The following is a 16,970-nucleotide window of genomic DNA, read 5'->3' on the forward strand; positions in this document are numbered from 1 at the left end:
ATGCGAGCCTATAGAGGGACACTGTTTCGCAACCGCCAGGTCGCAAGCCCGGCAACCAACACTCCAAGACCTGCCATGCTGCGTTTCTTTCTGATCTTTCTGGCCATCCAGCTGACGATGTTCGGGCTGAACCTGCTCAGTTGGGTGCAGCAGCACATCGTGCTGCCCTGGACGGCCTTCCTGGCGCACATCTGCGCCTCGCTGGTGACCTGGTTCGACAGCACGGCCTCGGCCACGGGCAAGGTGCTGTGGAACACGGCCACGGGCTTCGGCGTCTCCATCGAGGCCGGCTGCAACGGCCTGGAGGCCTACATCGTGCTGTTTGCCGCCGTGATGGCCTTCCCCTCGTCATGGCGCCAGAAGCTGGTGGGCCTGCTGGCCGGCTTCGTGGCCGTGCAGGCCATCAACGTGCTGCGCGTCATCAGCCTGTTCTACCTGGGCCAGTGGAGCACCACGGCCTTCAACTTCGCGCATGAGTACCTCTGGCAGGCGCTGATCATGCTGGACGTGCTGGTGTTCTGGCTGCTGTGGGTGCGCTGGAGCGGCCGCAAGGCGCCGTCGCACGATGACGGCGGCCAGCCGCCGCTGCCGCCTGCCGCTGCAGCTTCCGCCGCCGTGGCCGCCTGAGGAGCAGGCCATGATCGGACGCAATCCCATCTCGCGCTTCGCGGCCCTGGCCATGGGCGGCATCGTGGTGCTGACCCTGGCCTGGACGCTGGCGGCCGGCTGGCTGGCCGTGCCGGTGTCCGGCATGAGCAAGTGGGTGCTGGAGAACGCGGCCAACGGCTGGGTGCAGCGCGTGGACCTGGAGACGCCCCGCAACCTGGTCGTCAATTCCTCGGTCCAGGTCTCCAACGAGCAGACCGGCTGGCGCCGCGCCGAGGCCATCGTCGAGGTCGATCCCGCCCGCTACGGCTACGGCCTGCCGGTGCTGGTGGCCATGCTGCTGGCGGCCTGGGGGCCGGGCCGGTGGTGGCGCATCCTGGTGGGGTATGTGGCGCTGCTGCCCTTGCAGACCTTCAGCGTGGTCTCGCAGGTGCTGATGCAGCTGTGCCTTGCGGCGCGGCTCGACCTCAACGTGCTGGGCATACAGACATGGCAGCTGGAGGCCATCGTCTACGCCTACCAGATGGGCGGGCTGATGGTGCCCACGCTGTGCCCGGTGCTGCTGTGGCTGGCGCTGGACATGGGATTTGTGCGCCGCGTGCTGCTGCCGGCCTGGAACCGCAGCCGGGCGCCTGCCGCCGCGCCCCAGCCCATGGTGGCGCCCAAGCCCTCGGCCTGGCGCCAGACCGATGGCGCCGCCACCTCCACCGGCCACCCGCTGGTGTCTTCCAGCAGCGCGGCCACCCTGCCCAAGGCCAAGGCCAAGGCCACCAGCGGCACGCCGCAGCGCTGAAGGCCGTGCGCGGCCGTCTTCAGGCCTGAGCGGGCATGGGCGGCAGCAGGCCGCGCTCGGTGATGAAGTCGATCACCTCGCGCAGGCCCTTGCCGCTTTTCACGCTGCCCATCACATAGGGCTTGTGGGCGCGCATGCGCTGCGTGTCGGCTTCCATGATGGACAGGTTGGCGCCCACGTAGGGCGCCAGGTCGGTCTTGTTGACCACCAGCAGATCGCTCTTGGTGATGCCGGGGCCGCCCTTGCGCGGAATCTTCTCGCCGCCGGCCACGTCGATCACGTAGATGGTCAGGTCCGACAGCTCGGGGCTGAAGGTGGCGGCCAGGTTGTCGCCGCCGCTTTCGATGAAGACGATGTCCGCCTCGGGGAACTGGCGCAGCATGCGGTCCACGGCCTCGAGGTTGATGGAGGCGTCCTCGCGGATGGCCGTGTGCGGGCAGCCGCCGGTCTCCACGCCCATGATGCGCTCGGGCGGCAGGGCCTCGGCCACTGTCAGCAGGCGCTGGTCCTCCTTGGTGTAGATGTCGTTGGTGATGACCACCAGGTCGTAGTGGGCGCGCATGGCCTTGCACAGCATCTCCAGCAGCGTGGTCTTGCCGGAGCCGACCGGGCCGCCGATGCCGACGCGCAGCGGGGGGAGTTTCTTGGTGCGGGTATTCATGGTGGACTTGGGGTGAGTGATCAGGACCGGAAGAGCCGGGAGTACTGGTGTTCGTGCCGCGCCTGCAGCACGCTCCATTGGGGCAGCATGGTGTCCAGCCGGGGCGGCGCCTCGCTGGCGCGGCGGCGTGCCTCGCCCACGGCCTGCTCCAGCAGCGGATGCAGGGCCAGCAGCAGGCTCTGGCCCGCCACCTGGCCCAGTGGCACGGCCTTGATGGCGGCGGCCACCTGGTTCTCCAGCCAGGCAAAGCCATAGGCCAGCAGGGCATGGTCCTCGTCGGCATCCACGGCGGCGCAGGCGCAGGCAAAGGCCGTGGGATAGGCCAGGCCAGGGTTGTCCACAAGGGCGCCCAGTTGTGCGATGCGGGGCGCAAAGGCCTCGCCGCCCCAGGGCACGGAGCGCAGCAGGCTGTGCAGCGACCAGCCCATCTGCAGCGTCTCGGCACGGGCCTCACGGCTGTCGCGGCTGGCAATGAACCATTGGTTCCATTCGTGCACTGCCCCTTCGTCGCCTTCGCTCCAGGCCCGGCGCAGCAGCAGCCACAGCGGCGCCTCGCAGCGTGCAAAGCCGTGGGCCAGCGCATCGGCAATCCAGGTGCGCGCCGTGCCGGCGTCCGTGACCAGGCCGTGCTCGATGGCGGCCTCCAGCCCCTGCGAATAGCTGAAGCCGCCCACGGGCAGCTGGGGCGATGCCAGGTGCAGCAGGGCGCACAGCCCCTGCATCGACAGGTCAGCCATGCGGATGGTCGTGGCCGTGCCCGTGTCCGCAGCAGCCTTTGTGATCATGGTCATGGCTGTGGTCGTGGCCATGTTCATGCCCGTGGGAATGATCGTGTGAATGGTCGTGTGAATGGCCGTGTGCGTGCCCATGGTCATGCAGCGCATACACGCTCTGCGCCAGTGCCTGGTCCTCGGCAAAGCTGGCGTCATGGCCGTGGCGGTGGCCGCCGCCATAGGCGCCGGCCTCGGGCTCGAAGGGCGCATCCACCAGGGCCACCTGCGCGCCCAGGCGCAGCAGCATGTCGTGCAGCACGGGGTCGTTTTCCAGGTGCAGGTGCGTGGGGGTGACCTCCACCGGGATATGCCGGTTGCCCAGGTGGTAGGCCGCACGCAGCAGGCCCAGCGGCGTGGCCGCCGTCACGCGCAACACCGCCTGGGGCGCGGCGCGCACGGCGACCAGGCTGCCATCCTCTGCCACCAGCACATCGCCGCCGCGCAGCACGCTGCCGCGCGCCAGCACCACGGCCAGCTCGCGCCCCGTGGAGTCGATGGCCGCAAAGCGGCTCTTCTGGCGCATGTCCCAGTCCAGTTCCAGCGTGGCGGCGCGCCTGACCAGCACGGCGGCAAGGCCGCCGCCCTGGGGCATGTGTTTGTTGACGGTGAGCATGAATTGTTTCGTATTAACGTTCGTTATAACATTGCGAGGTCAATGACTTCCCTGGAGATTCCATCATGACCACTCTCAAACTCACCCAGGTCGGCAATTCCGTGGGCTTGATCCTGCCCAAGGAGATTCTGGCGAAGCTGAACCTGGGCAAAGGCGACACGGTGTATCTGACCGAGGTTGCCGACGGTGGCATCAAGCTTTCTCCGTATGACGAGGACTTCGGGCAGCAGATGGATGCAGCGCGCCTGATCATGAAAAAGCGGCGTGGTGTTTTGCGTGAGCTGGCGAAATGACCGGGAACATGCAGGTTTGGGTCTGGCTCAGCGAGGCCGTCATGCTGGCTGTTCACGAAGAGCAACTGACCGAGCATGGTGGCCCGGCGGGCGTGCGTGATGCCGGGTTGCTGGCATCCGCCCTGGCCAGGCCACGCCATCTGGCCGCTTATGGGGCGCCTGATGCGGCCGAGCTGGCAGCCAGCTATGGCTTTGGCATCGCGCGCAACCATCCCTTTGCGGATGGCAATAAACGCACAGCCTTTGTGGCGACCGAGCTGTTTCTCCATCTCAATGGCTGGGAATTGACGGCGGGTGACGAGTCCTGTGTGCTGACCATGGTGGCCTTGGCCGCAGGCGAACTGGACGAGGCCGGGTTCGCCCTCTGGATACGTGAGCACAGTGCGCCCTTGCCCCGCTGACCCCATTGCTCCCCCTTAAAAAAGAAAATACCGCTGCGCCATCGGCAGCTCGGTGGCGGGCTCGCAGGTCAGCAGCTGGCCGTCGGCCACGACCTGGTAGGTCTCGGGATCGACGCTGATGTCGGGCTGCCAGTCGTTGTGCACCATGTCGCGCTTGCTGACGCTGCGGCAGTTTTCCACGGCCACGGTGCGCTTGCGCAGGCCGTAGCGGTCGGCCACGCCGGCCTGCTGGGCGGCCTGCGAGATGAAGGTGAGGCTGGCCGCCGCCACGCCGCTGCCCTGGCCCGCGAACATGGGGCGGTAGTGCACGGGCTGGGGCGTGGGGATGCTGGCGTTGGGGTCGCCCATGGCGGCGCTGGCGATGCTGCCACCCTTGAGGATGAGGCTGGGCTTGACGCCGAAGAACGCAGGCCGCCACAGCACCAGGTCGGCCAGCTTGCCGACCTCGACCGAGCCCACGACATGGGCGATGCCATGCGTGCGTGCGGGGTTGATGGTGTACTTGGCCACGTAGCGCTTGACACGGAAGTTGTCGTGGCGCGCGTTGTCGCCCGGCAGGCTGCCGCGCTGGACCTTCATCTTGTGCGCGGTCTGCCAGGTGCGCAGCACGACCTCGCCCACGCGGCCCATGGCCTGGCTGTCGCTGGAGATCATGGAGAAGGCGCCCAGGTCGTGCAGCACGTCCTCGGCGGCGATGGTCTCGCGGCGGATGCGGCTTTCGGCGAAGGCGATGTCCTCGGCAATCGAGGCGTCCAGGTGGTGGCAGACCATGAGCATGTCCAGGTGCTCGTCCAGCGTGTTCACCGTGTAGGGCCGCGTGGGGTTGGTGGACGAGGGCAGCACGTTGGCCTCGCCGCAGACCTTGATGATGTCGGGCGCGTGGCCGCCGCCCGCGCCTTCGGTGTGGTAGGTGTGGATGGTGCGGCCCTTGAAGGCGGCCACCGTGGCCTCGACGAAGCCGCCCTCGTTGAGCGTGTCGGTGTGGATGGCGACCTGGGTGTCGGTCTCGTCGGCCACGCCCAGGCAGCAGTCGATGGCGGCGGGCGTCGATCCCCAGTCCTCGTGCAGCTTCAGGCCGATGGCGCCTGCCGCGATCTGCTCGCGCAGCGGCGCGGCCTGGCTGGCGTTGCCCTTGCCCAGCAGGCCGATGTTCATGGGGTAGCCGTCCACGGCCTGCAGCATGCGCTCCATGTGCCAGGGACCGGGCGTGACCGTGGTGGCGAAGGTGCCCGTGGCCGGGCCCGTGCCGCCGCCGATCATGGTGGTCACGCCGCTGGTCAGCGCCTCGTCGATCTGCTGCGGGCAGATGAAGTGGATGTGCGTGTCGATGCCGCCGGCCGTGACGATCATGCCCTCGCCCGCAATGATTTCCGTGCCGGGGCCGATGACGATGGTCACGCCCGGCTGCATGTCCGGGTTGCCCGCCTTGCCTATGCCGGCGATCAGCCCGTTCTTGATGGCGATGTCGGCCTTGACGATGCCCCAGTGGTCGATGATCACGGCATTGGTGATGACGGTGTCGGCGCAGTCGGCGGCCATGCGCTGGCTTTGGCCCATGCCGTCGCGGATGACCTTGCCGCCGCCGAACTTGACCTCTTCGCCGTAGATCGTGTGGTCCTTCTCGATCTCGATGACCAGGGCCGTGTCGGCCAGCCGCAGGCGGTCGCCCACGGTGGGGCCGAACATCTCGGCATAGGCCTGGCGCGTGATGCTTGCCATAGCATTCCCTTTCTGTTGTCTACGACGCTATGCGTTGCTCGTTGTACTTAAAACCGGCGTGGTCCAACCCGGGGACACCGAGGAAGGGCCGCCCCGCACCGAGGGTGTCGTCCCCCTCCCGCGAAGCGAGAGAGGGGGAAGCGGCGTAGCCGCTCAGGGGGTACTTCAAAGCCTGCCCATCACCTTGGCGTTGAAGCCATAGATGATGCGGTCGCCGGAGATTTCCACCAGTTCCACCGTGCGTTCCTGGCCCGGCTCGAAGCGCACGGCCGTGCCGGCCGCGATGTTCAGCCGCCAGCCGCGTGCGGCGGCGCGGTCGAAGTGCAGGGCCTCGTTGACCTCGAAGAAATGAAAGTGCGAGCCCACCTGCACGGGCCGGTCGCCGGTGTTGGTGACCGTGAGGGTCTGCACGGGCCGGCCTGCGTTCAGCAGGATCTCGCCGGGCTCGGCCAGCAGTTCGCCGGGGGTGATGCGCTCGGTCATGTGCGGCTCCCGCGCTCAGCCTGCCAGCGCCACGGCACCGTAGCCCATGGCGGCCACACCTGCCAGGCGTGCGGCCCAGGCCGAAGCCGTGCCGCCGCGCATGGCCCGGCCAAAGGCCACGCCCAGGGCATGCAGCACCAGCGTGGTGGCGACCATGCCCGCCATGTAGGCCCAGAACACGGCTGCGGGCAGCGCGTGGGGGAAGACCTCGCCATGCGCGTATCCGTGGAACAGCGCGAAGGCGCCGGCCAGCACCATGGCCAGGGCCACGGGCAGGCGGCGCTGGGCCACCAGCAGCAGGCCGAAGGCCAGCAGCGAGGCGGCCACCATGGGCTCCACGGCCGGCAGCTCCAGCGGGGTCTGCGTCAGCGCCAGGCCCAGCGCCATGCAGGCGGCAAAGGCCACGGGCGGCAGCCACTGGCGCTTGAGCATCAGCCCGCACCACAGGCCCAGCGCCACCATGGCCAGCAGATGGTCCAGGCCCGCAATGGGATGGGACAGCCCGGCCATCAGGGCCTGCATGGCGCCGTCGCCGGCATGCAGGTGGGCGCCGGCCCCCGTATGGGCGCTGGCAGCCGTGGCGGCGGCCAGCAGGGCCGGGGCGAGCAGGTAGTTGAAAGTGTTGCGGAATCTGAACATGGAGATCTCCTTGATCGCTATCGAGACTGGATCTGCCCACGGCACAAGCGGATGCAGCGGGCTGGTTGGGGGTGCCCAGCAAGGGCCTAAGCTGGCCGCGCCGCCCCGCAGCGATGGCGCCGTCCCCCTTGGGGGAAGCGGCGTAGCCGCTCAGGGGGTCAAACTATTGGATGATGAACGGTGACCAGCTTGGTGCCGTCCGGGAAAGTGGCTTCGACCTGGATGTCCGGGATCATTTCTGGGATGCCCTCCATCACATCGGCGCGCGTCAGCACCGTGGTGCCCAGGTGCATGAGCTCGGCCACGGTCTTGCCGTCGCGCGCCCACTCCAGCACGGCAGCGCTGATCAGCGCCACGGCCTCGGGGTAGTTGAGCTTCAGGCCGCGCGCCTTGCGCCGCTCGGCCACCAGGGCTGCGGTGAACAGCAGCAGCTTGTCTTTTTCACGCGGGGTGAGTTCCATGGATGAGTCTCCGTTGATCAGGTGGCCCAGAGGCGGGGAGGGCGGGCAGGCATGTCCAGCAGTGCGGGGCGCAGCAGGCGCCAGCCTTCATGCAGCACGGCCCGTGCCGCCTCCATGCGCCGGGCCAGCACGCGCAGCAGCAGTACCGAGGGCGCGCCGCCCTGGCCGGCCAGCAGGCTGGCGCCGGCGCGCACTTCATCGCTCCAGGGCAGGCTGGCGGCCAGTTGCTCGCTCAATGGCTCCATGGCCGCCAGGGGTTCGGGGGCCACGGCCCAGAGGCTGGCCTGTATGGGCAAGCCTGCCCAGGCAACGGGGCTGGACAGCAGGGCATGGCCGGCGTGCAGTTCACCTTGCTCCAGCCACAGCGGCCGTCCGCCGCATGCGAGCCGGTTGTGAAGCTGCAGGCGCGCGGCAGCGCATTGGGCGGTGCCGGTGTGGTTCCAGTGCTCGCCCGCGCCATAGCGGCCCAGCACCGTGGCGTCCCAGCCGATGGCGCGCGCGCCCGGCGCAAGATCCAGGTCCAGCGCCATGGTGGCGTCGGCACCGGCGAACAGCATGTTTTCCTGCGGCAGCCATTCCAGGATGGCTCCTTCTTCCACGCGCAGCCGCACGCGCTGCGCGGCCGGGCGGCCCTGGGACTTGTACCAGCGCGTGGCGCCTGGCGTGGTCAGCAGGGCGTGGGCGCCGGGCTCCACGGTCACATCGATCTGCAACTGGTCGCCGCCGGCCACGCCGCCGGGCGGATGCAGCAGCACGGCATGGCAGATGCCGGGGCCTTCAGGGTGCAGCGGTTTTTGCACGCGCAGCGGGCCGCTGTGGCGTGCGTGGGAAAGCACGCTGCCCTGGCCGGCGCGGTGCTCGAAGCGCAGGTCCAGCATGGCCTGCCAGCCCGAGACGCAAGCGGGCACGGCGGTGATCGGTAGCGCTGCGGACATGGGCGGGGCGGACGGTACAGGGCGTGTGGGTGGTAACGGCCTTCCGTCATGCATTTAGCGTGCCAATCCGGTGCAGTGGCGGCTGCGCCCTGCTGGTGCGCTGGTGCATCGGATTGGTGCGTGCGCTGCCATGCGCGGGGCGGAATGCGGCACGCTTGCGGTGCATTCCTGCGCCGCCGTGCCGCAGGTTGGTGCGATGCCCTACGCCCGTGCCTTGGCCTGGCGCGCCAGGCTTCTGTCCCAGGCGACCACGGCCAGCGTGCACAGGCTCAGGGCCAGGCCTGCAACGCCGGCACCCGTCCATCCCCAGTGCAGCCACACCGTCGAGCCCACGGCCGAGCCCAGCGAGGCGCCGATGAAGTACCCCGTCATGTAGACCGCATTGATGCGCGATCGCGCCGAAGGCGCCAGCGCGTAGATCACGTTCTGGTTGCTGATGTGCAGGGCCTGCAGCGCGGCATCGACGATGAGCAGTCCCGCCAGGAACCACCACAGGCTGGTGCCGCCCAGCCACAGCGCCCCCCAGCCCGCCAGCATGAGCAGGCCGCCGGCCAGCGTGGTGCGCTGCTCCAGCCCCCGGTCGGCCAGCCGGCCGGCCATGTTGGCCATGAGGGCGCCGGCCACGCCGACCAGGCCGATGAGGCCGATCTGCGCATCGCCGAACCCGTAGCCCGGCCCGGCCAGCAGCAGTGCCATGGTGGAGAACAGCACGCTCACCGTGGCAAAGCCCATGCCGCCGATCAGCGCCCGGCTGCGCAGGCGCGGCTGCTCGCGCGCCAGCGTGAGCAGGGAGCGCATCACCGCGCCATAGCCGATGCGCTGGGCCGGCTGCGCCAGCGGCAGCGCGCGCCGCAGCAGCAGGGCCACGCCGGCCGTGGCCAGGGCACCGACCCAGTACACGGCATTCCAGCCGCCCAGGTCCGAGAGCACGCCGGCCACGCTGCGCGAGGCCAGGATGCCGATCAGCAGCCCGCTCATGACCAGGCCCACGGCGCGCCCGCTGGCGCCGGGCGCCGCAAAGCTGGCCGCCATGGGCACCAGCACCTGGGCCGCGACCGAGAACAGCCCGGTCATCAGCGTGCCCGCCGCCAGCAGCGCAAAGCTGTGCGCCATGCCGCTGGCCAGCATGCCCAGCGCGGCCAGCAGCATCAGGCCCAGCACCAGGCGGCGGCGTTCCAGCATGTCGCCCAGCGGCACGAGCAGCAGCAGTCCCAGCGCATAGGAGACCTGGGCCATGGTCACCGTCAGCGAGGCACGCGCCTCGCTGATGCCCAGGTCCATGGCGATGGAGTGCAGCAGCGGCTGGTTGAAGTAGTTGGCGCCCGCGCACAGGCCGCAGGCCGTGGCCATGAGCAGCAGGGTGCTCTGGGGCAGCACGGGCGCGGCGGTGGCCTGCATGGGCGGCGAGGGCAGGGCGGGGGCCGGGGAGGATCTGTTCATCGGACGAATGCCTGTGGTATCTGCTGATGGGTGGCAAGCGGACGGCTCAGACCCACAGCGGCGGCCGCGCCGGCTGGGCGGTGGCGGGCAGTGCGGCCACGGCATCGACCTCGATCAGCATTCCGGGCAGGGCCAGCCGGGGCACGGGGATCAGGGTGCAGGCCGGAAAGCGCGGCAGGGTATTGCTGGGGGCGCCATCGCCGGGGGCACCGTCGCTCCAATGCAGGCGCACGGCGGCCTGCCAGTCGTTGAAGCGGGCCTCCGAGTGGTCCACGATGAGCAGGGTCAGCTTGACCACCTGGCCCATGTCCGCGCCCGCCGCCTGCAGCGCCAGCTTGAGGTTGGACAGGGCCTGCTGCGCCTGGGCCGCGAAGCTGTCGGGCAAGTCGCCCGCCTGGTTCTCGCCGCCCTGGCCCGAGACGAAGGCCCATTGCGCCGGCCCGTGCACGGTGACCACATGGGTGTAGCCGTTGGGCGTGGCGTCGTAGAGACCGGCGGGCTGCAGATGGTGCAGTTGCGGGGCCGTGGAAGCGGCGGGCTGTGCCGAGGCGGCTGGAAGTGCGTCGTGTTGCATGGTGGGCCTGGAGTCCGAAAGTGCGCCGGCTGGACCGGCGAGGCTTGCCAGTGTGAAACCTCAACCAAAGTTGAGGTCAAATGCAGGCCTGCTTGGACCTATTTTTCCTGCGCCTATTTTCCTGCTGCCATGAATCTGTCTTCTGCCGGTGTCACCGCGTCCGACCATGACGGGCCGGCCATCCTCTCCGTGGGCGAAGTGGCCCGGCGCAGTGGCATCTCCGTCTCGGCCCTGCATTTCTACGAGCGCCAGGGACTGATCGAGAGCCTGCGCACGCCCGGCAACCAGCGCCGCTATGCGCGTGCCGTGCTGCGGCGCGTGGCCGTCATCAGGGTGGCCCAGCGCATGGGCGTGCCGCTGGCCGAGATTGCCGAGGCGCTGCAGGACCTGCCCAGCGGCCGCACGCCCACGCAGGCCGACTGGAGCGCGCTGTCCGCGCGCTGGCGCCATGCGCTGGATGCGCGCATCCAGGGGCTGACCCAGCTGCGCGACCAGATCGACGGCTGCATTGGCTGCGGCTGCCTGTCCCTCAAAGTCTGCCCGCTGCGCAATGACGGCGATTGCCTGGCCAAGGACGGGCCGGGGCCGCACTTTCGCTGAACAGCCTGCGCTTGGGCGTGAACAGGTCCTAGTGCTTGGGCATGGGCAGCGTGGGCGTGCGCGTGCACATCCAGCACAGCCAGCCGGCCAGCACGCCCATGACGATGCAGTAGGCGACCAGGGCCTCGGTGATGCCGATGTGGTCCGAAAGCCAGCCCAGGCCCAGGATGGGCACGATGGTGCCCAGGTAGCCGACCACCAGGTAGGTGGACAGCAGGCCCGTGCGCGTGGCCGGTGTCGAGACCTTGTTGACGATGGACATGCCCGCCAGATTGCACAGGCCGTGGCCCGCCGCCGTGGTGATCACGCTGAGCGCGAACAGCAGGGCCGAGCCCGCAAAGCTGTTGACCAGCAGCAGGAGGTTGCAGGCCACCAGGCAGGCAAAGCCCAGAATGGCCGAGCCCTTGGTCGGGCGCGGGCGCGCCAGGTACTGGAAGCCCGCCGAGAGGAACAGGATCACGCCGATGGACAGGCCCGAAACGGCCGGCCCATGCCAGGGCACCATGCGCTGCATGAAGCTGGGCGCCAGCGATGCGAACAGGCTGAACATGCCGAAGGCGCAGAACGCACACATGCCGCCCAGCGCGTAGTGGCGCGCAAAGCGGCGCTCGGGCAGGGTGATGGTGGGCATGAAATCGCGCCAGTGCAGCGCACGTGCCTGGGTGGAGGCCAGCTCCGCCGGCTCGGCAATGCGCACCTGGTACAGCGCATAGATGGCCAGCAGGCCCAGCCCCAGCGAGGGGATATAGGCCGTGACCAGCGGCCAGGGCAGCCACTGCGCGATCAGCCCGCCCACCACGGGGCCCAGCCCGAAGCCGAAGGCAATGGTCAGGCTGGTCGTGGCCGCGGCGCGCTGCAGGTCGCCCCGGTTGTTGAGCCGGGTCATGCCCACCGAGGCCGAGGTGGTGATCAGCCCCGAAGCCACGCCGATCACCACGCGGCCCAGCGCAAAGCTGGGCACGTTCCAGGCCACGGTGGAGGCCAGCACGCCCAGCGTCATCAGGATCAGGCCTGCGCGCAGCACGGCGACAAAGCCGAAGCGGTCGGTCAGCCGGCCCAGGAACAGCAGGCTGGCCAGCGCGCCGAACATGTAGGCCACGAAGATCTGCGTGATGTGGCTGGGCTGCAGCCCCCAGGCCTGCTGGTACAGCGGGTACAGCGGGCTGGCCAGGGCCGTGCCCATGACACCCACGCACATGGAAAAACACACCCACGCATAGGGCGGCCAACGGGTTTGCATAGAAAAAGGGAACGCGAAGAAGACGAAAGCGAGGGAAAGAGGCGCCGCGCAGGCCTTGCGCCCCGAGGCGCCGCGGCACTGTCCGGGAGCGCATGGAATCTGGAATGACCCGCAGGCCAATGGGTGAATTCTAAGAAACCCGCGTGTCCTGGGTGTTGCGCCGCCTCCGAGCCCCTGGCATGCACCCGGGCATACCGCTGGCATCGTGCGCCAGGCGGGCGGGTGTACCCTGTGGCCGTCCCTGTGTTTTCCCCTTGTCCTGAGAGTCCGGCATGCCAGTTCCACCCACCGCCTTCATCACCTGCCCGCCATCGCGCAAGGCGGCTGGTGCCGCGCTTGCCGCCTGTGCGCTGCTGCTGGCCGGTTGCGGCTCGGTAGGCGGCGGCGTGGGCATAGGCATTCCCGTCGGCCCGGTATCGGTGGGCGTCGGGCTGGGCAGCGGCGGGCTGAGCGCCGGTGTCGGCACGGGCGTGGGGCCGCTGGGCGTTGGGGTGGGCGTCAACCAGAGTGGCCAGGTCCTGGGCAGCGCCGGCGTGGGCGCCTCCACGGGCGTGGGCGGCGCGCGGGTGGGTGTGGGCGTGGGCTCGTCCACCGTGCTGCACGACCCGCAGCGCTCCGCCACCCAAACACCGCAGGAGCCCGCACCTGCAGCGCCCTCCCAGACCCCCGCCGGCCAGCTGCAATGGCGCGACGCCAGCGGTCAGGTCGTACCGGCCTGCCGCGTCGACGGGCGTTGCTAACGCTTAAGCGTATGCGTCGCCCTGGAAGGTGCGCCTGGCCCAGCCTAGGGCAGCCGCTCAGGGGGTACTTCGGTTCACCCCGCCCAGACGATACGGTCCCGGCCCGCGTTCTTGGCGAGGTACAGGCGCCGGTCGGCATCGGCCAGCAATTGGTCGGCGCTGTTGTCGGGCGAAGGCGCCATGCTGGCCACACCCAGGCTGACGGTCAGCGCATGGCCCAGGGGCGAGGCGGCGTGGGGCAGGTCCAGCGCCCTGAGCGCATCGACGATGCCCTGCGCAACCAGCACCGCGCCGTCCAGCGCCGTATGGGGCAGCAGGCAGACGAATTCCTCGCCGCCATAGCGCGCCAGCAGGTCGCCAGGCCGGTGCAGCGCGCCCTGTATGGCCTGGGACAGCTGGCTCAGGCATTCATCGCCGACCAGATGGCCGTAGTGGTCGTTGTAGGCCTTGAAGTGGTCCACATCGATCATCACCAGCGACAGCGGCTCGCCCAGCCGCTGCAGGCGCATGAACTCGCGCTCCAGCTGGGCGCCGAAAAAGCGCCGGTTGGCCGTGCCCGTCAGCCCGTCGCTGTGCGAGAGCAGCTGCAGCATCTTGCGCTGCTGTGCAATCTCCAGATGCGTGCGCACGCGCGCCTTGAGCACGGGCGGGCGAAAGGGCTTGGTCACGAAATCCACCGCGCCCAGGTTCAGTCCCAGTTCCTCGCAATGGGGCTCGGTCAGCGCCGTGAGAAAGATGACGGGGATGTGGGCGGTTTCCAGGTCCGCCTTCAGGCGCCGGCAGACCTCGAAGCCGTCCATCTCGGGCATGCGGATGTCCAGCAGGATGAGGTCGGGCAGGTACTGGCGGGCCAGGGTCAGCGCGTCCTCGCCCGTGTGGGCCATGAGCACGCTGCACAGATCCTTGATCACCTGGCAGATGATGGCGGCGTTGTCCGGGACGTCGTCCACCACAAGCACCTTCTGCCCGGCAGGCAAGGGCTGTAGCGGGTTGGGCAGCGTAGGGGGGAAGGCGGAGTAGGGCATGGCCGGTGGGATTTCGGGCCGAGAATACCCCGGAACCCGCAGCCCTGGATAGGGCGCAGGAGGTCTGGACAATTTGTAAAGATCTCTGTCTTCGGCAGGCAGGCGGCCCGGTGGCCTCAGGCGTATAGAGGCTCTTCCTGCATCGCCTCGATCTGCTCGTTGAGCATGTCCACCTGTCCGCGCCAGTAGTCGGGTGTGCCGAACCACGGGAAGTTGATGGCAAAGATCGGGTCGTCCTGGCGTCGCGCCAGCCAGGCGCTGTAGTGAATGAGTCGCAGCGTGCGCAGCGGCTCGATCAGGGCCAGCTCGCGTCGGTCGAAGGGGCGGAACTGTTCATAGCCATCCAGCAGGGCCCCCAGCTGGCGCGTGCGCTGGCTGCGGTCGCCCGACAGCAGCATCCACAGGTCCTGCACGGCCGGGCCCGTGCGCGCATCGTCCAGGTCCACGAAATGCGGGCCGCCATGGCCTTCGTCGTCCAGCGGCGTCCACAGCACGTTGCCGGGATGGCAGTCGCCGTGCAGGCGCAGCGTGCGCGCGCTGTGCAGGCCGAAGTGGCCGGCTGCGCTCAGGCCGTCGGCAGCGGGTGCCATCAGCTCAAGGGCGCGCTGGCAGGCGGCTTTCCAGGTGGATTCCACCTCCAGCGGAATCATTTTCCGGTCCAGCAGCCATTGCATGGAGTCGTGGCCGAAGGTGGCCAGGTCCAGCGCGGGCCGGTGCACAAACGGGCGCGCTTCGCCCACGGTGTGGATGCGGGCCAGGAAGCGCCCGGTCCACTCCAGCACCTCGAAATCGTCCAGCTCGGGCGGGCGGCCACCGCGCCAGGGGCTGACCGAGAAATCAAAGCCCGCGTAGCTGTGCAGCGTGGCACCTGCCAGCACCAGCGGGGGCACGGCAGGCACTTCGGCGGCCGTCAGCTCGGCGCTGAAGGCGTGCTCCTCCAGGATCTGATCGCGGCTCCAGCGGCCCGGGCGGTAGAACTTCAGCACCACGCGTTCGCCGTCCTCCAGCACGGCCTGGTAGACGCGGTTTTCGTAGGAGGCCAGGGCCGTGAGCCGGCCATCGCCCCACAGGCCGACCGAGGCCAGTGCGTCGAGCACGGCGTCGGGCGTGAGCCGGGCATAGGCGTGCGAACCGGCATCGGGGACGGCACTCAGATCAGGATCGTATGGTGTGGCAGACATGGGGCGATTGTCGCCGGGCTGGCTTAAGCTTTGCGTCCGCCCGACAACGCCGATCCGCCCGCCGTGCCGCTGCTGCCCCACTTCCTGCAATCCCATGCCATCGCCAGTGCGGCCGGGCCATCCGACGGCTGGAGCGCCTGGCACCTCGGCCGTGGCCGCTATGCGGTCTGGGTGGTGACGATGCAGGCGCTGGCCCCGCCTGTGCGCGACGCAGTGCAAGCCGCCTGTGCGCAGGCACGCCGCTGGCTGGGCGCAGCGCTGGTCCCGCACTGCCAGCGGCAACTGCACGTGACCCTGGCCACCGCGGGCTTTCTGGATGGCGGTGCGCAACTGCCGCAGGCCTACGGCGCGGCGCAACTGTCGCGCGACCTGCTCGCGCTGCAGCACCTGCCGGCCGCGCCGCTGCAGCTGGAGTTCGGTGGCTGGGGAAGTTTCGAGATGGCGCCCTACCTTCAGGTGCGCGACGACAGGCCGGACGGCTGCACGCTGCACGGACTGCATGGCGTGCTCGCGCAGACAGGGCCCGGGCTGGCGCTGACCGAGGCGATGCGCCCCTACGTGCCCCATGTGACGCTGGGCGCCTGGAGCGCTGCCTGGCCCCGTGACCAGGTGCTGCAATGGATGAGCGGCCTGCCAATGCAGGAGCACTGGCAGGCCGCCGTGGGCGAGATCGCGCTGGTCAGCTATGCAGCCGACGTGCTGCACGGGCCGTTGACCTGCCACGCCCGCTACGACCTCCTGCGCCGCAGGTTGCACTGGCTGCAGAGGCCGGACTGGGCCTGATCAGGCCAGGGTGATCTGCACGTCGATGTTGCCGCGCGTGGCGTTGGAGTAGGGGCAGACCTGGTGGGCCGCGTCCACCAGGGCCTGGGCGGCGGCCCTGTCCATGCCGGGCAGGCTGACCTTCAGGCGCGCGGCGATGCCGTAGGCGTTGGGGATGGTGCCCAGGTCCACTTCGGCGTCGATGGCCAGGTCCTGGGGCAGGCTGATCTTCTGCTTGCCGGCCACGGCCTTGATGGCGCCGATGAAGCAGGCCGAGTAGCCGGCGGCGAACAGTTGCTCGGGGTTGGTGCCCGTGCCGCTGGTGCCTGGCGAGGACAGGGTCACATCCAGGCGTCCGTCATCGGTGCGCGAGGCGCCGTCGCGGCCGCCGGTGGTGTGGGCACGTGCGGTGTAGAGGACTTTTTCGAGCTGGGCCATGGTGTCTTCCTTTTGCAAAGTTGTCCGGCGGTGCGGACGGGTGGAGGAAATCGTCTGTGGGTGGTCGTCAATCGCTGCGGCGCGGCACCAGCCGCTGGCGCAGTGCGCCCAGTTGCTGCGTCAGCGCCTGCAACTCGGGCAGCGTGCACTGCGTGCTCTGCAGCACGCAGGCGGGAATCTTTTCAGCCGCATCGCGCAGCGCCCGGCCTTGCGGCGTGAGCGTGATGCGCACGCGCCTCTCGTCATGCGCATCGCGCACCCGCTCCAGCAGGCCCGCGCCTTCCAGGCGCTTGAGCAACGGGGTCAGCGTGCCCGAATCCAGATACAGCTGTTCGCCGATCTCGGACACGGTCAGGCCGTCGCGCTCCCACAGCACCAGCATCACCAGGTACTGCGGATAGGTCAGGCCGATGCCATCGAGCAGGGGCTTGTACAGCTTGGTCATGGCCAGCGATGCCGAGTACAGCGCGAAGCAGACCTGGTTGTCCAGGCGCAGAAGCTCGGAGCTGTCGAGAGGAAGGGGAGGGCTGCTGGGCATGGGTTGAATTATTGCTGTCAATTAAATTGTGCACAACTTAATTTGAAAAACCCCT

At 69.1% G+C, this 16,970-nt stretch carries 22 protein-coding genes; 7 read left to right on the forward strand and 15 right to left on the reverse strand.

Going from position 1 to position 16,970, the window contains the following annotated elements; translation table 11 throughout:
• Positions 1 to 75 precede the first annotated feature (75 nt).
• Entirely contained in the window at positions 76 to 627 is a 552-nt protein-coding gene (xrtH, locus tag ACRSCF_RS27110; RefSeq protein ID WP_034366861.1) for an exosortase H, read from the forward strand.
• Between the two features lie 10 nt (positions 628 to 637).
• Complete coding sequence (locus ACRSCF_RS27115; RefSeq protein ID WP_046239197.1) at positions 638 to 1,399, forward strand: exosortase H-associated membrane protein; 762 nt, start codon at positions 638 to 640, stop codon at positions 1,397 to 1,399.
• A 19-nt stretch (positions 1,400 to 1,418) separates the two neighbouring features.
• On the opposite strand, the gene ureG is transcribed toward ACRSCF_RS27115, so the two are convergent.
• Genes ureG through ureE form a run of 3 tightly spaced genes read right to left on the reverse strand, consistent with a single transcriptional unit; the run spans position 1,419 to position 3,446 of the window.
• Positions 1,419 to 2,060 carry an urease accessory protein UreG gene (gene ureG, locus ACRSCF_RS27120; RefSeq protein ID WP_016446573.1) on the reverse strand — a complete coding sequence of 214 codons (642 nt, stop codon included), beginning with the start codon at positions 2,058 to 2,060 and terminating at the stop codon, positions 1,419 to 1,421.
• Positions 2,061 to 2,080: 20 nt separating this feature from the next.
• A complete protein-coding gene (locus tag ACRSCF_RS27125) occupies positions 2,081 to 2,797 on the reverse strand; it encodes an urease accessory protein UreF (RefSeq protein ID WP_034366872.1) in 717 nt (238 codons plus the stop codon).
• Entirely contained in the window at positions 2,790 to 3,446 is a 657-nt protein-coding gene (gene ureE / locus ACRSCF_RS27130) for an urease accessory protein UreE (protein ID WP_016451908.1), read from the reverse strand. Before ureE ends, ACRSCF_RS27125 begins: the two co-directional genes overlap by 8 nt.
• 65 nt (positions 3,447 to 3,511) lie before the next feature.
• Here ureE and ACRSCF_RS27135 point away from each other — a divergent pair, with 65 nt between their 5' ends.
• On the forward strand, positions 3,512 to 3,739 hold the full coding sequence (locus ACRSCF_RS27135; RefSeq protein WP_016446570.1) for an AbrB/MazE/SpoVT family DNA-binding domain-containing protein: 228 nt from the start codon (positions 3,512 to 3,514) through the stop codon (positions 3,737 to 3,739).
• The gene (locus ACRSCF_RS27140) at positions 3,736 to 4,140 is read left to right on the forward strand and encodes a type II toxin-antitoxin system death-on-curing family toxin (RefSeq protein ID WP_034366858.1); all 405 of its coding nucleotides are present in this window, start codon (positions 3,736 to 3,738) and stop codon (positions 4,138 to 4,140) included. Before ACRSCF_RS27135 ends, ACRSCF_RS27140 begins: the two co-directional genes overlap by 4 nt.
• Before the next feature lie 15 nt (positions 4,141 to 4,155).
• On the opposite strand, the gene ureC is transcribed toward ACRSCF_RS27140, so the two are convergent.
• The 7 genes from ureC to ACRSCF_RS27175 form a co-directional block, all read right to left on the reverse strand.
• Positions 4,156 to 5,859 (reverse strand): urease subunit alpha, encoded by a 1,704-nt coding sequence (gene ureC, locus ACRSCF_RS27145; RefSeq protein WP_046239195.1) that lies wholly within the window; start codon positions 5,857 to 5,859, stop codon positions 4,156 to 4,158.
• Between the two features lie 165 nt (positions 5,860 to 6,024).
• Positions 6,025 to 6,330, reverse strand: a complete 306-nt coding sequence (locus ACRSCF_RS27150) for an urease subunit beta (RefSeq protein WP_198818700.1) — start codon at positions 6,328 to 6,330, stop codon at positions 6,025 to 6,027.
• 27 nt (positions 6,331 to 6,357) lie between these two features.
• Positions 6,358 to 6,981: a HupE/UreJ family protein gene (locus ACRSCF_RS27155; protein WP_017407198.1), complete on the reverse strand. Its 624-nt coding sequence runs from the start codon at positions 6,979 to 6,981 to the stop codon at positions 6,358 to 6,360.
• Positions 6,982 to 7,139: 158 nt separating this feature from the next.
• Positions 7,140 to 7,442, reverse strand: a complete 303-nt coding sequence (locus tag ACRSCF_RS27160) for an urease subunit gamma (RefSeq protein ID WP_017407199.1) — start codon at positions 7,440 to 7,442, stop codon at positions 7,140 to 7,142.
• A gap of 17 nt (positions 7,443 to 7,459) precedes the next feature.
• Complete coding sequence (locus tag ACRSCF_RS27165) at positions 7,460 to 8,377, reverse strand: urease accessory protein UreD (RefSeq protein WP_034366852.1); 918 nt, start codon at positions 8,375 to 8,377, stop codon at positions 7,460 to 7,462.
• A gap of 201 nt (positions 8,378 to 8,578) precedes the next feature.
• Positions 8,579 to 9,817, reverse strand: a complete 1,239-nt coding sequence (locus ACRSCF_RS27170; protein WP_244387572.1) for an MFS transporter — start codon at positions 9,815 to 9,817, stop codon at positions 8,579 to 8,581.
• A 46-nt stretch (positions 9,818 to 9,863) separates the two neighbouring features.
• A complete protein-coding gene (locus ACRSCF_RS27175) occupies positions 9,864 to 10,391 on the reverse strand; it encodes a RidA family protein (RefSeq protein ID WP_034366849.1) in 528 nt (175 codons plus the stop codon).
• Positions 10,392 to 10,520: 129 nt separating this feature from the next.
• On the opposite strand from ACRSCF_RS27175, the gene soxR reads away from it, so the two are divergent.
• Positions 10,521 to 10,991: a redox-sensitive transcriptional activator SoxR gene (gene soxR, locus ACRSCF_RS27180; protein WP_034366847.1), complete on the forward strand. Its 471-nt coding sequence runs from the start codon at positions 10,521 to 10,523 to the stop codon at positions 10,989 to 10,991.
• A 28-nt stretch (positions 10,992 to 11,019) separates the two neighbouring features.
• Here the strand turns inward: soxR and ACRSCF_RS27185 are convergent, their stop codons facing one another.
• The gene (locus ACRSCF_RS27185) at positions 11,020 to 12,231 is read right to left on the reverse strand and encodes an MFS transporter (RefSeq protein WP_432675161.1); all 1,212 of its coding nucleotides are present in this window, start codon (positions 12,229 to 12,231) and stop codon (positions 11,020 to 11,022) included.
• Between the two features lie 272 nt (positions 12,232 to 12,503).
• Between ACRSCF_RS27185 and ACRSCF_RS27190 the strand changes: the two genes are divergently transcribed.
• The gene (locus ACRSCF_RS27190; RefSeq protein WP_016451899.1) at positions 12,504 to 12,971 is read left to right on the forward strand and encodes a hypothetical protein; all 468 of its coding nucleotides are present in this window, start codon (positions 12,504 to 12,506) and stop codon (positions 12,969 to 12,971) included.
• Between the two features lie 74 nt (positions 12,972 to 13,045).
• On the opposite strand, the gene ACRSCF_RS27195 is transcribed toward ACRSCF_RS27190, so the two are convergent.
• Positions 13,046 to 13,996 (reverse strand): diguanylate cyclase, encoded by a 951-nt coding sequence (locus tag ACRSCF_RS27195; protein ID WP_016446559.1) that lies wholly within the window; start codon positions 13,994 to 13,996, stop codon positions 13,046 to 13,048.
• Positions 13,997 to 14,112: 116 nt separating this feature from the next.
• Entirely contained in the window at positions 14,113 to 15,177 is a 1,065-nt protein-coding gene (locus tag ACRSCF_RS27200) for a serine/threonine protein kinase (protein ID WP_016446558.1), read from the reverse strand.
• Between the two features lie 30 nt (positions 15,178 to 15,207).
• Between ACRSCF_RS27200 and ACRSCF_RS27205 the strand changes: the two genes are divergently transcribed.
• Complete coding sequence (locus ACRSCF_RS27205) at positions 15,208 to 15,960, forward strand: 2'-5' RNA ligase family protein (RefSeq protein ID WP_244387571.1); 753 nt, start codon at positions 15,208 to 15,210, stop codon at positions 15,958 to 15,960.
• Here ACRSCF_RS27205 and ACRSCF_RS27210 read toward each other — a convergent pair whose 3' ends face one another.
• Together ACRSCF_RS27210 and ACRSCF_RS27215 are read right to left on the reverse strand one after the other, a co-directional pair.
• A complete protein-coding gene (locus ACRSCF_RS27210) occupies positions 15,961 to 16,377 on the reverse strand; it encodes an organic hydroperoxide resistance protein (protein WP_016451896.1) in 417 nt (138 codons plus the stop codon). It abuts the gene before it with no gap.
• A gap of 67 nt (positions 16,378 to 16,444) precedes the next feature.
• Positions 16,445 to 16,915 carry a MarR family winged helix-turn-helix transcriptional regulator gene (locus tag ACRSCF_RS27215; protein WP_034366844.1) on the reverse strand — a complete coding sequence of 157 codons (471 nt, stop codon included), beginning with the start codon at positions 16,913 to 16,915 and terminating at the stop codon, positions 16,445 to 16,447.
• Positions 16,916 to 16,970: the final 55 nt, after the last annotated feature.

The organism is Delftia sp. 11MD, assembly GCF_050907895.1.
GTDB classification, from domain to species: Bacteria; Pseudomonadota; Gammaproteobacteria; order Burkholderiales; family Burkholderiaceae_C; genus Comamonas; species Comamonas tsuruhatensis.

Excerpts from the sequence above, each read along its gene's own strand:
- ACRSCF_RS27175 (WP_034366849.1), bottom strand. The coding sequence starts at position 10,391 with ATGCAACACGACGCACTTCCAGCCGCCTCGGCACAGCCCGCCGCTTCC.
- ACRSCF_RS27185 (WP_432675161.1), bottom strand. The coding sequence starts at position 12,231 with ATGCAAACCCGTTGGCCGCCCTATGCGTGGGTGTGTTTTTCCATGTGC.
- ACRSCF_RS27200 (WP_016446558.1), bottom strand. The coding sequence starts at position 15,177 with ATGTCTGCCACACCATACGATCCTGATCTGAGTGCCGTCCCCGATGCC.
- ACRSCF_RS27155 (WP_017407198.1), bottom strand. The coding sequence starts at position 6,981 with ATGTTCAGATTCCGCAACACTTTCAACTACCTGCTCGCCCCGGCCCTG.
- ACRSCF_RS27170 (WP_244387572.1), bottom strand. The coding sequence starts at position 9,817 with ATGAACAGATCCTCCCCGGCCCCCGCCCTGCCCTCGCCGCCCATGCAG.
- ACRSCF_RS27195 (WP_016446559.1), bottom strand. The coding sequence starts at position 13,996 with ATGCCCTACTCCGCCTTCCCCCCTACGCTGCCCAACCCGCTACAGCCC.
- ACRSCF_RS27135 (WP_016446570.1), top strand. The coding sequence starts at position 3,512 with ATGACCACTCTCAAACTCACCCAGGTCGGCAATTCCGTGGGCTTGATC.
- soxR (WP_034366847.1), top strand. The coding sequence starts at position 10,521 with ATGAATCTGTCTTCTGCCGGTGTCACCGCGTCCGACCATGACGGGCCG.
- ACRSCF_RS27115 (WP_046239197.1), top strand. The coding sequence starts at position 638 with ATGATCGGACGCAATCCCATCTCGCGCTTCGCGGCCCTGGCCATGGGC.
- ACRSCF_RS27190 (WP_016451899.1), top strand. The coding sequence starts at position 12,504 with ATGCCAGTTCCACCCACCGCCTTCATCACCTGCCCGCCATCGCGCAAG.
- ACRSCF_RS27160 (WP_017407199.1), bottom strand. The coding sequence starts at position 7,442 with ATGGAACTCACCCCGCGTGAAAAAGACAAGCTGCTGCTGTTCACCGCA.
- ACRSCF_RS27210 (WP_016451896.1), bottom strand. The coding sequence starts at position 16,377 with ATGGCCCAGCTCGAAAAAGTCCTCTACACCGCACGTGCCCACACCACC.
- ureC (WP_046239195.1), bottom strand. The coding sequence starts at position 5,859 with ATGGCAAGCATCACGCGCCAGGCCTATGCCGAGATGTTCGGCCCCACC.
- ACRSCF_RS27140 (WP_034366858.1), top strand. The coding sequence starts at position 3,736 with ATGACCGGGAACATGCAGGTTTGGGTCTGGCTCAGCGAGGCCGTCATG.
- ureG (WP_016446573.1), bottom strand. The coding sequence starts at position 2,060 with ATGAATACCCGCACCAAGAAACTCCCCCCGCTGCGCGTCGGCATCGGC.
- ACRSCF_RS27165 (WP_034366852.1), bottom strand. The coding sequence starts at position 8,377 with ATGTCCGCAGCGCTACCGATCACCGCCGTGCCCGCTTGCGTCTCGGGC.
- ureE (WP_016451908.1), bottom strand. The coding sequence starts at position 3,446 with ATGCTCACCGTCAACAAACACATGCCCCAGGGCGGCGGCCTTGCCGCC.
- ACRSCF_RS27215 (WP_034366844.1), bottom strand. The coding sequence starts at position 16,915 with ATGCCCAGCAGCCCTCCCCTTCCTCTCGACAGCTCCGAGCTTCTGCGC.
- xrtH (WP_034366861.1), top strand. The coding sequence starts at position 76 with ATGCTGCGTTTCTTTCTGATCTTTCTGGCCATCCAGCTGACGATGTTC.
- ACRSCF_RS27125 (WP_034366872.1), bottom strand. The coding sequence starts at position 2,797 with ATGGCTGACCTGTCGATGCAGGGGCTGTGCGCCCTGCTGCACCTGGCA.